The following is a 10,946-nucleotide window of genomic DNA, read 5'->3' on the forward strand; positions in this document are numbered from 1 at the left end:
ATGCGCCATCGTAAGAGTGGTCGTCAACTGAACCGCAACAGCAGCCATCGCCAGGCTATGTTCCGCAACATGGCAGGTTCACTGGTTCGTCATGAGATCATCAAGACGACCCTGCCTAAAGCGAAAGAGCTGCGTCGCGTAGTTGAGCCGCTGATTACTCTTGCCAAGACTGATAGCGTAGCTAATCGTCGTCTGGCATTCGCCCGTACTCGTGATAACGAGATCGTGGCAAAACTGTTTAACGAACTGGGCCCGCGTTTCGCGAGCCGTGCCGGTGGTTACACTCGTATTCTGAAGTGTGGCTTCCGTGCAGGCGACAACGCGCCGATGGCATACATCGAGCTGGTTGATCGTTCTGAATCGAAAGCAGAAGCTGCTGCAGAGTAATCTGCAGTAACATGAAAAAACCCGCTCCGGCGGGTTTTTTTATATCCATTTTTGCCTGCTAAACTTGCAGTGGTTTCAGGCTGGAGCACGCATCAACTTTTTGCATAGCAACTATGCACAGCTATTTCGCATAAAGATCGTGAGGGTTAGATATGTATCGTATTGGAGAGCTGGCAAAGTTAGCCGATGTGACACCCGACACCATCCGCTATTATGAAAAGCAGCAGATGATGGACCACGAAGTGCGCACGCAGGGTGGTTTTCGTTTGTATACCGATAATGATCTGCAACGGCTCAGATTTATTCGCCATGGCAGACAGCTCGGATTCACGCTGGAAGCTATTCGGGAACTGCTGTCCATTCGTGTCGATCCAGAACATCACACCTGTCAGGAATCTAAAAGCATAGTACAGGCACGTCTGAGTGAGGTGGAAGAGCGTATAGAAGAACTACAAAATATGCGCCGCTCGTTACAACGACTTAATGATGCCTGTTGCGGAACAGCCCATAGCAGTGTGTATTGTTCTATTTTGGAAGCTCTGGAGCAGGGTGCCAGCGACCATGAGTCATGTTGATTTTCTCAGAAACCAGATCTACACTTTCGCCGCTTTAAAACACAATCAGGAGATATGATGAGCCGTTACCAGCATCAGAAAGGGCAGATAAATGATAACGCCCTTGAAGCACTACTTCACGATCCGCTTTTTCGTCAGCGTGTGGAAAGAAACAAAAAAGGCAAAGGCAGTTATTTACGCAAAGACAAGCATGCAAAACGAGGTGGTCAGGAGGCCAGTGGCAAGAAAGAGAAAGACTCTTTTTTGCCACTGGCCTTCTTGTTTTAACCACTGTTATGGCCGACTGTTTTGTTCTTTGAGTAAGTCACGAATTTCAGTGAGCAGCACTTCTTCTTTAGAAGGTGCGGGCGGCGCTTTAGGTTCTTCCTCTTTTTTACGGTGCAGCTTGTTGATCAGCTTGATGGCAAGGAAGATTGCAAAGGCAACGATGACAAAATCGAAAATATTCTGAATAAATACGCCATAATGCATGACTACAGCGGGGATATCCCCTTGTGCTTCACGTAAGGTAATCGCAAATTGTTTGAAATCGATCCCACCAATCAGCAGTCCTAATGGTGGCATGATGATATCGGCAACCAGTGAAGAGACGATTTTACCGAACGCGGCACCAATGATTACACCCACTGCTAAATCGATTACATTCCCACGCATCGCGAAAGCGCGAAATTCTTTTAACATGCTCATTTTTTTCTCCCCGGTAAGTCAGTCAGCACTAAGTCTAACAAAGCTCGTCTCATTTTCCATTTAAGTGGAATAATTGGATAAAGTTTTTAACCTTTGAAATAAAGGATTAAATAAAAAGGCGCTTATTTGCGCCTTTTTTTACTTACAGGAAGAAAGGACTCGGCTGGAACAAGCGTTCAACGTCAGAGATAAATTTCTTATCCGTTAAAAACATAATCACATGGTCGCCCTGCTCAATACGCAGATTGTTATTGGCAATCATGACGTCGTTACCGCGGACAACGGCACCGATAATCGTTCCCGGAGGAAGTTTAATATCATCAATCACCCTGCCAACCACGCGCGAGGTACTTTCATCGCCGTGCGCAACCGCTTCGATCGCTTCTGCCACACCCCGGCGTAATGAAGAAACGCCCACGATATCCGCTTTTCGTACATGGCTGAGTAGCGCTGAAATGGTCGCTTCCTGCGGGGAAATGGCGATATCAATCACGCTGCCCTGGACCAAATCAACATAGGCACGGCGCTGGATCAACACCATCACCTTTTTGGCTCCCATGCGTTTGGCGAGCATGGCCGACATAATGTTGGCTTCATCGTCATTGGTCACGGCGATAAACAGATCCACTTGATCAATATGCTCTTCTGCCAGCAGTTCCTGATCCGATGCGTCTCCGTAAAAAACGATCGTATTTTGCAGTTTTTCCGCAAGCTCAGCGGCACGTTGCTGATCGCGCTCGATCAACTTCACGCTGTAGTCTTTTTCCAGCTGACGGGCGAGGCCCGCGCCCACGTTACCGCCCCCAACGAGCATAATCCGCTTGTAGGGTTTTTCCAGACGCTGCAGTTCACTCATGACCGCGCGTATATGTTGCGAAGCGGCAATAAAGAAGACTTCATCACCAGCTTCGACAATGGTTGAACCCTGTGGACGTATAGGGCGATCGTGGCGAAAGATCGCCGCAACGCGCGTATCGATATGCGGCATATGCTCACGCATCGTGGATAAAGCGTTACCTACCAGGGGGCCGCCGTAATAGGCTTTAACCACGGCAAGACTGACTTTACCTTCCGCAAAGTTCACCACCTGCAGCGCGCCCGGATATTCAATCAGACGGTGAATGCTGTCGATAACCAGCTGTTCCGGCGCGATAAGGTGATCAATCGGCACCGCTTCTGAGTGAAAGAGTTTTTCCGCGTCGCGAATGTAATCCGGCGCACGAATACGGGCGATACGGTTGGGCGTATTGAAAAGAGAATATGCAACCTGGCAGGCCACCATGTTCGTCTCGTCTGAACTGGTCACCGCAACCAGCATATCCGCATCATCGGCCCCCGCTTCGCGAAGGATCCGCGGATGCGAGCCATGCCCCTGAACCACCCGCAGGTCAAATTTGTCCTGCAGGCTATGAAGTTTGTCACCATTGATATCGACGACGGTAATGTCGTTATTCTCACCGACCAGGTTTTCAGCCAGCGTACCGCCAACCTGTCCTGCACCCAGAATAATAATCTTCATCAGTTGCGACCCGTCATCTCAATCACTGTTTGATTAGCTTAGCGTAATAGAAGCCGTCACCGTCTTCTGCACCGGGCAGGTTTTGCTGACCTGGCGCTTCCGGGGTACCTGTATCCACCAGTCTGGCGTCGGATGTTCGCGCCAGGAAAGCGGATATTTGCTGACTGTTTTCATCCGGCAATACGGAACAGGTCGCGTAAACCAGCGTGCCACCGGGTTTAAGATGCGGCCAGATTGCATCAAGGATTTCTGCCTGCAACTGAACAAGTTCGCTGATATCCCGATCACGGCGCAGCCACTTGATGTCAGGGTGGCGACGGATTACGCCTGTTGCCGAACAAGGGGCGTCCAGCAATATGCGATCGAAGCGTTGCTCATCGCACCACTGCGCAGGATAGCGTCCATCTCCCTGTTTAACCTGCGCTTTCAGGCCTAAACGTTTCAGATTGTCATAAACGCGCGAAAGCCGTTTTTCGTCAACGTCAACCGCCAGCACCTGAGCTTCGGGTGCCACTTCCAGAATATGGGTTGTTTTACCGCCCGGTGCCGCACAGAGATCCAGAATCTGCTCACCGTTTTGCGGTTGCAGGAAGGTCATACACCCTTGCGCTGAAGCATCCTGCACGGTCACCCAGCCTTCTTCAAAGCCCGGCAGGATATGAACCGGAACCGGAGACTCCAGGCGTACAGCGTCAGGATAATCCTCGTGCGTAAACCCCTGCTGGCCCGCGTCCGCGAGTAATTTCAGCCATGCATCGCGAGAATGGTGAAGGCGATTGACACGCAGCCACATAGGAGGACGCTGGTTATTGGCTTCCACAATGGCTTTCCACTGCTGTGGATACGCTTTTTGCAGACGCTTAAGCAGCCATTCCGGATGAAGATAACGGCTTTCAGCTGCGGCAAATTCGGCCATCAGAGGTTCCTGCTGACGCTGGAACTGACGCAGCACGCCATTGATAAGCCCTTTCAACTGTGGCTTTTTGATGGCTACTGCCCCTTCAACGGTTTCAGCAAGTGCCGCATGAGGCGGAATGCGGGTATGCAGCAACTGATAAAAGCCGATCATAATAAGGTAGTGGACGGTACGTTGCTTGCCGGTCATTGGACGCGACATCAGCTTGTTAATGAGCCAGTCCAGTTGCGGCAATGTGCGCAGGACGCCAAAGCACAGTTCCTGAAGCAGTGCTTTATCTTTATCAGACACTTTTTGCTGAAGAGGTGGCAGAACATTGCTCAGCGACTGCCCCTGCTCAACAACCTGTTCGACAGCCTGCGCCGCCATGCTTCGTAAATTCAGATTTTTTTTCATAACCGCAAAAATAAAAATGCCCGGAGGACACCGGGCTTTTGACGTTGTACCGTCAGGCGAGACGGTGACCAGGAATAAACCATTCCCGACGGGAGTTGAGCAGATCCTGCGCGCTCATCGCTTTCTTACCGGCGGGCTGCAAGACTTCCAGATTCAGTACACCTTCACCGGTCGCAACCTGTATGCCCTGCTTATTGGCATCAATAATGGTGCCGGGCGCAGCGCTGGCGGCGGTATTAATCACTGATGCTTTCCAGATTTTGACAGGCTGATCGTCAATCAGAAGCCAGCTCATCGGCCACGGGTTGAATGCACGGATACAGCGCTCCAGCTGAGCCGCAGGTAAAGACCAGTCAACGCGTGCCTCTTCTTTACTGAGCTTCTCAGCATAGGTGACAAGCGCTTCGTCCTGAACCTGAGGTTGTGCCGTTCCCTTCGCCAGTTGAGCCAGAGTCTCAATCAAACCCTGCGGACCCAGCCCGGCAAGTTTATCGTAAAGGGTTGCGCTGGTGTCTTCGGCGGTGATGGGGCAGGTGAGTTTGACCAGCATATCACCGGTATCCAGCCCGACATCCATTTGCATAATGGTGACACCTGTTTCGGCATCACCCGCCCAGAGCGAGCGCTGGATAGGGGCTGCACCGCGCCAGCGCGGAAGCAGGGAACCGTGAACGTTAATGCAGCCCAGTCGCGGCATATCGAGCACCGCTTTAGGCAGAATCAGGCCATACGCCACTACGACCATGACGTCCGCGTTCAGGTCAGCAACCAGTTGCTGATTTTCCTGAGGACGCAGAGATACGGGCTGGAAAACCGGTATGCCTTTTTCTTCGGCCAGGACTTTTACCGGGCTGGGCATCAACTTTTTGCCGCGTCCGGCCGGACGATCCGGTTGGGTAAATACGCCGACGATGTTATGTCCAGAAGACAACAGCGCGTCAAGATGACGCGCTGCAAAGTCAGGTGTACCCGCAAAAATAATTCGTAGTGAGTCTGACACGTGATTCTTGTCCTTAAGCGCGGGCGTTCATGCGGTCGAGCTTTTCAACTTTCTGACGAATACGCTGCTGCTTCAGTGGCGACAGATAATCGATGAACAGTTTGCCGACCAGATGATCCATTTCATGTTGGATGCAAATCGCTAACAGGCCATCAGCTTCCAGTTCGTAAGGTTGACCGTCTTTATCCAGTGCGCGGATTTTTACTTTTTCCGCACGCGGCACTAAGGCGCGCTGTTCTGGTATAGAGAGGCAGCCTTCTTCGATACCCGTTTCACCGCTTTTTTCCAGCAGTTCCGGGTTAATCAACACCAGGCGTTCGTCGCGATTTTCCGAGACGTCGATAACGATAATACGTTGATGAATATCCACCTGCGTTGCGGCAAGGCCAATACCTTCTTCGGCGTACATCGTCTCGAACATATCATCAACGATACGCTGAATTTCTGCATTCACTTCTTTTACCGGCTCAGCGACTTTGCGAAGACGCTCGTCCGGAATATGTAACACGCGCAAAACTGCCATAAAGATCCAGAGTTGTGTTCAGGAGTTGGAAAGATTCTTCCCTCTATTCTAGACAAATCCCTGGTTGATTGACAGCATCAGTGACCAATCGCAAGGATTGCTACAGCAGCTTATGGCAAGGGGTACGGATGACTCTTACAGAGATTGGGTTGCGCCTGAATTACATCAGTGAACTCTATGGCGACGCGATGCTTAAGGCCGCTCACCAACTGGCGCTTAACCCGAAAATAGATGCCGGCTTGTTGCGCTCAGCGGGTCTGACGCCGGCGCAAAGCGCAAAATTTTTGGCCGTGCCTGCGAAGGAAATAACCAGCGCGCTGGAATGGCTTCAGATGCCAGACCATCATCTGGTGTTAGCCAGCCACGAGGATTATCCGGTACAACTGAGAGCAATAGTTGATTACCCCGCTGTACTGTTTGTGCATGGCGATGTGACGTTATTGAAATCGCAGCAGCTTGGCGTGGTGGGGAGCCGTGCAAACTCCTGGTATGGCGAACGCTGGGGGCGGCTTTTTTGTGAAACCCTGGCAAGACATAACGTAACGATTACCAGTGGACTGGCGTTAGGCATAGACAGTGTTGCTCACCGGGCCGCGCTAAATGTGCAAGGTAAAACCATCGCTGTGCTGGGGAATGGCTTATTTACTGTGCATCCAAAGCGCCATCGCACCCTGGCAGCACAGATCGTGGCGGCGGGTGGCGCGCTGGTTTCAGAGTTTCCTCTGACGACAATCCCGTGGCCCGGCAATTTTCCCCGGCGTAATCGCATTATTAGCGGACTTAGCCGGGGTGTGCTGGTGGTTGAAGCCGCACTTAAAAGCGGATCGTTGGTGACGGCTCGCTGTGCGCTGGAACAGGGGAGAGATGTTTTTGCTCTTCCAGGCCCGCTTGGAAGCCCTGGCTGCGAGGGGCCACACGAGCTCATTCGGCAGGGCGCGACGCTTGTTACCTCAGCCGAAGAGATCCTGGAAAATTTGCAATATGGGCTTAACTGGCTCACGAATGAGCCTGAAAATGTAATTAATTCACCAGAACAAGAAGAGGCGGCATTGCCATTTCCTGAGCTCCTGGCTAACGTAGGAGATGAGGTAACACCTGTTGACGTCGTCGCTGAACGTGCCGGCCAACCTGTGCCAGTGACAGTGGCTCAGCTACTCGAACTGGAGTTAGCAGGATGGATCGCAGCTGTACCCGGCGGCTATGTCCGATTGAGGAGGGCAAGCCATGTTCGACGTACTAATGTATTTGTTTGAGACTTACATCCACAACGAAGCTGAACTGCGCGTGGATCAGGACAAACTGGAGTCAGATCTGACTGACGCGGGTTTTGACCGGGAAGATATTTATAACGCGCTATTGTGGCTTGAAAAGCTCGCTGATTATCAGGAAGGCCTCGCCGAACCGATGCAGCTTGCTTCTGACCCGCTCTCTGTCCGTATTTATACCGCAGAAGAGTGTGAACGGCTGGATGCCAGTTGCCGGGGATTCTTGTTATTCCTGGAGCAGATTCAGGTGCTAAACCTCGAAACGCGAGAAATGGTCATTGAGCGTGTGCTGGCGCTGGACACAGCGGAGTTCGATCTTGAAGATCTTAAATGGGTCATCCTGATGGTGCTGTTTAATATCCCAGGTTGTGAAAACGCCTATCAGCAGATGGAAGAATTACTCTTTGAAGTGAATGAAGGTATGCTGCATTAAATATCGCAGCATCAAGAGTTGTTATGGCCAAATCAGCACTGTTCTCGGTGCCTAATCAGGAGCCCTGCCCACAGTGTGGGGCTCAACTTACTATTCGTTCCGGGAAGCACGGACCGTTTCTCGGCTGCTCGAATTATCCGGAATGCGACTTTATACGTCCGCTGAAAAGCCAGGCTGACGGTCACATCGTTAAAGTTCTGGAAGGGCAATTTTGTCCGCTTTGTGAATCAGTCATGGTGCTGCGCCAGGGGCGATTCGGCATGTTTATTGGCTGTAGCCAGTATCCTGACTGCACCCATACAGAAATCATCGATAAACCGGATGATACCGCGATAACCTGTCCTCAGTGTCAGCAAGGACAACTGGTGCAGCGACGCTCCCGGTTTGGTAAAACCTTTCATTCCTGCGATCGCTATCCGGAATGCCAGTTTGTCATCAATTTCAAACCGGTAGCGGGCGAGTGCCCGGTATGCCAGTATCCCTTACTCATCGAAAAGAAAACCGCACAGGGTGTAAAACGCTTTTGTGCCAGTAAACAATGTGGAAAGCCGGTCACGGCGGAATCAACCAGTGAAGAATAACCTGCCAATGGACGACATCGCCGATGCGGTGGCCGTCCTGAATAATAAAGACGTCATCGCTTATCCGACGGAAGCTGTATTTGGCGTTGGGTGCGATCCCGATAGCGAAACAGCAGTACACCGTCTGCTTGAATTAAAACAACGCCCAATCGAAAAGGGCCTCATCCTGATTGCGGCAAATTTTGAGCAACTCAAACCTTATATAGATGATAGTGCTCTGAATGAAACGCAGCGGGAGACGGTATTTTCCCACTGGCCAGGGCCTGTAACTTTTGTCTTCCCCGCACGTGCATCGACACCTCGCTGGTTGACCGGGCGCTTTGAAACGCTGGCCGTCCGTGTAACAGATCACCCTTTAGTGATCGCTTTATGTGAGGCATACGGCAAGCCGTTAGTTTCAACCAGCGCCAATTTGACCGGATTGCCTCCGTGTCGTACCACCGCAGAAGTGCGCGCTCAGTTTGGTGATGATTTCCCGGTTGTTGATGGCATGACGGGCGGGCGTTTAAACCCTTCTGAAATTCGTGATGCACTGACCGGTGAGCGCTTTCGCCAGGGGTAATTTATGGAAACTTACGCCGTATTTGGTCATCCCGTTGCGCACAGTAAATCGCCATTTATCCATCAGCAATTTGCGCAGCAGCTTCATATCGATCATCCCTACGGGCGGGTCCTTGCACCAGTCGATGATTTTGTGAATACGCTTAATGCATTTTTTGATGCTGGCGGGAAAGGTGCAAACATCACCGTTCCTTTTAAAGAAGAGGCGTTTGCTCGTGCCGATGAGCTTACAGAGCGTGCGGCACTGGCAGGGGCAGTCAATACCCTCAAACGTCTGGAAGACGGGCGTTTGCTGGGGGATAACACGGACGGTATTGGGCTATTAAGTGATCTTGAACGGCTGGGCTTCATTAAGCCCGGTTTTCGGATCCTGTTAATTGGCGCAGGCGGTGCTTCGCGTGGTGTACTGCTTCCTCTTCTTTCATTGGATTGCGCAGTTACGATCAGCAACCGGACATTTGCGCGGGCAGAAGAACTGGCGACGCTGTTTACACATGCCGGAAGCGTCAGTTCTGTTGCAATGGATCAACTGGCGGGGCATGAATTCGATCTCATTATTAATGCCACCTCCAGCGGTATCAACGGAGAGATCCCGGCGATCCCGGAATCATTGATTCATCCGCATGTGCATTGCTACGACATGTTTTATCAAAAGGGAAATACACCTTTTTTAGCCTGGTGTGAAAAGCAGGGGGCAAAACATCTTGCCGATGGGCTTGGAATGCTGGTGGCACAGGCGGCACATGCTGTTCTGTTATGGCACGGCGTTTTACCGGAAACCGTGCCTGTGATTAACCAGCTCAAACAGGAGATCGCCTCGTGAATCAGGCGATCCAGTTTCCCGAACGTGAGGAGTGGCGCGCCGATCTCCAGGCCGTATGTTTTCCCGCCATGGTAAATGGCATAGTATTAACCTGCGCAATTAAAGGAGAGATCCTGGCATACCGCTTTGGGGGCGATACGCCAGAACAGTGGTTGGCGGCGTTTCAGGCTAACCGCTGGGATATAGAAGAAGAGGCCGGACTTCTCCTGCACGAACAGCAAGAAGACGATCAGGGCTGGCTTTGGCTGTCCTGATCTAAATAGTCATCTTTCCACTTCACATAGTTATTCGCTGAATATTTCAGGCCTGCTATTTCCGCTTCTTTTAAGGGGCGGATCTGTTTCACGGGGCTGCCCAGGTAAAGGTATCCGCTTTCCAGCCTCTTGTTTTGCGGAACCAGACTGCCTGCGCCAATCATGACATCATCTTCAACTACTACCCCGTCCAGCAAAATAGATCCCATACCGACCAGGACACGATTGCCGACGGTGCAGCCGTGTAGCATGACTTTGTGCCCAACCGTGACATCTTCGCCAATAATAAGTGGGTTGCCCTCAGGGTTGTACGATGATTTATGCGTTACATGTAGAACGCTGCCGTCCTGAATATTACTGCGTGCGCCGATCTCGACATAATTAACGTCCCCGCGAATAGCGACAAGCGGCCAGATACCGACATCGTCCGCTATTCTGACATCACCGATCACGACGCTGGTGGTATCGATCATGACGCGCTGCCCCACATTGGGGAACAGATCTTTATAAGGACGCAAGACTTTAGACATAGCTACCTCGACAAAATACAGACTGTAGCGATGACTTTGGTAGCTTTACGCGGCCTGCGCAAGCCTTTTACATGTCAAAATGTAGGCAGATCGAACAGGATCGCAGCGGAAAGAATGAAAAATCGGCAGTCGGAAAAAAAGATCCAAAAAAGGGTTGTGCAAAAAAATGGGATCCCTATAATGCGCCTCCATCGAAACGGCAAACGTGAATCACTTCACACTGAGTAGCCGGTCCGGTTGAAGAAAAAAAATCCTGAGATTCAGGGTTGACTCTGAAAGAGGAAAGCGTAATATACGCCACCTCGCAACGGTGAGCGAAAGCCGCGTTGCACTGCTCTTTAACAATTTATCAGACAATCTGTGTGGGCACTCAAGGACATGGATTCTTAACGTCGAAAGACGCTAAATGAATACCAAGTCTCTGGAGTGAACATACGTAATTCATTACGAAGTTTAATTCACGAGCATCAAACTTAAATTGAAGAGTTTGATCATG

Annotated in this window: 15 protein-coding genes; 9 read left to right on the forward strand and 6 right to left on the reverse strand. The window is 51.1% G+C overall.

The window, feature by feature from the left end; translation table 11 throughout:
* The 3 genes from rplQ to BM373_RS21205 all read left to right on the forward strand — a co-directional run bounded on the left by rplQ (position 1) and on the right by BM373_RS21205 (position 1,229).
* Entirely contained in the window at positions 1-387 is a 387-nt protein-coding gene (rplQ, locus tag BM373_RS21195) for a 50S ribosomal protein L17 (RefSeq protein WP_001216372.1), read from the forward strand.
* 152 nt (positions 388-539) lie between these two features.
* Positions 540-962 carry a Zn(2+)-responsive transcriptional regulator gene (gene zntR, locus BM373_RS21200; protein WP_090466106.1) on the forward strand — a complete coding sequence of 141 codons (423 nt, stop codon included), beginning with the start codon at positions 540-542 and terminating at the stop codon, positions 960-962.
* Between the two features lie 57 nt (positions 963-1,019).
* A complete protein-coding gene (locus BM373_RS21205; protein WP_090466109.1) occupies positions 1,020-1,229 on the forward strand; it encodes an alternative ribosome-rescue factor A in 210 nt (69 codons plus the stop codon).
* 6 nt (positions 1,230-1,235) lie between these two features.
* Here BM373_RS21205 and mscL read toward each other — a convergent pair whose 3' ends face one another.
* The 5 genes from mscL to def form a co-directional block, all read right to left on the reverse strand.
* Positions 1,236-1,649, reverse strand: coding sequence for a large-conductance mechanosensitive channel protein MscL (mscL, locus tag BM373_RS21210; RefSeq protein ID WP_090466112.1), 414 nt, complete (start codon positions 1,647-1,649; stop codon positions 1,236-1,238).
* Between the two features lie 142 nt (positions 1,650-1,791).
* Positions 1,792-3,168, reverse strand: a complete 1,377-nt coding sequence (trkA, locus tag BM373_RS21215) for a Trk system potassium transporter TrkA (protein WP_090466115.1) — start codon at positions 3,166-3,168, stop codon at positions 1,792-1,794.
* A gap of 22 nt (positions 3,169-3,190) precedes the next feature.
* Positions 3,191-4,480 carry a 16S rRNA (cytosine(967)-C(5))-methyltransferase RsmB gene (rsmB, locus tag BM373_RS21220; protein WP_090466118.1) on the reverse strand — a complete coding sequence of 430 codons (1,290 nt, stop codon included), beginning with the start codon at positions 4,478-4,480 and terminating at the stop codon, positions 3,191-3,193.
* 52 nt (positions 4,481-4,532) lie between these two features.
* Entirely contained in the window at positions 4,533-5,480 is a 948-nt protein-coding gene (gene fmt / locus BM373_RS21225; protein WP_090466121.1) for a methionyl-tRNA formyltransferase, read from the reverse strand.
* 13 nt (positions 5,481-5,493) lie between these two features.
* Positions 5,494-6,003: a peptide deformylase gene (gene def, locus BM373_RS21230; RefSeq protein WP_090466124.1), complete on the reverse strand. Its 510-nt coding sequence runs from the start codon at positions 6,001-6,003 to the stop codon at positions 5,494-5,496.
* Positions 6,004-6,131: 128 nt separating this feature from the next.
* On the opposite strand from def, the gene dprA reads away from it, so the two are divergent.
* Genes dprA through BM373_RS21260 form a run of 6 tightly spaced genes read left to right on the forward strand, consistent with a single transcriptional unit; the run spans position 6,132 to position 9,920 of the window.
* Entirely contained in the window at positions 6,132-7,256 is a 1,125-nt protein-coding gene (dprA, locus tag BM373_RS21235; RefSeq protein WP_090466127.1) for a DNA-protecting protein DprA, read from the forward strand.
* Positions 7,228-7,701, forward strand: a complete 474-nt coding sequence (gene smg / locus BM373_RS21240) for a DUF494 family protein Smg (protein ID WP_072571558.1) — start codon at positions 7,228-7,230, stop codon at positions 7,699-7,701. Before dprA ends, smg begins: the two co-directional genes overlap by 29 nt.
* Positions 7,702-7,724: 23 nt before the next feature.
* Positions 7,725-8,282 carry a DNA topoisomerase family protein gene (locus tag BM373_RS21245; protein ID WP_090466129.1) on the forward strand — a complete coding sequence of 186 codons (558 nt, stop codon included), beginning with the start codon at positions 7,725-7,727 and terminating at the stop codon, positions 8,280-8,282.
* Positions 8,272-8,844 (forward strand): L-threonylcarbamoyladenylate synthase type 1 TsaC, encoded by a 573-nt coding sequence (gene tsaC, locus BM373_RS21250; protein ID WP_090466132.1) that lies wholly within the window; start codon positions 8,272-8,274, stop codon positions 8,842-8,844. The genes BM373_RS21245 and tsaC overlap by 11 nt, the downstream gene beginning before the upstream one ends.
* Before the next feature lie 3 nt (positions 8,845-8,847).
* The gene (aroE, locus tag BM373_RS21255) at positions 8,848-9,666 is read left to right on the forward strand and encodes a shikimate dehydrogenase (RefSeq protein ID WP_090466135.1); all 819 of its coding nucleotides are present in this window, start codon (positions 8,848-8,850) and stop codon (positions 9,664-9,666) included.
* Entirely contained in the window at positions 9,663-9,920 is a 258-nt protein-coding gene (locus BM373_RS21260; protein WP_090466138.1) for a DUF1488 family protein, read from the forward strand. The genes aroE and BM373_RS21260 overlap by 4 nt, the downstream gene beginning before the upstream one ends.
* Here the strand turns inward: BM373_RS21260 and BM373_RS21265 are convergent.
* Positions 9,896-10,450, reverse strand: coding sequence for a gamma carbonic anhydrase family protein (locus BM373_RS21265; RefSeq protein WP_090466141.1), 555 nt, complete (start codon positions 10,448-10,450; stop codon positions 9,896-9,898). The two genes, BM373_RS21260 and BM373_RS21265, sit on opposite strands and share 25 nt — an antisense overlap.
* Positions 10,451-10,946 lie beyond the last annotated feature (496 nt).

It is taken from the genome of Enterobacter sp. kpr-6, assembly GCF_900116015.1.
GTDB lineage: Bacteria > Pseudomonadota > Gammaproteobacteria > Enterobacterales > Enterobacteriaceae > Enterobacter_D.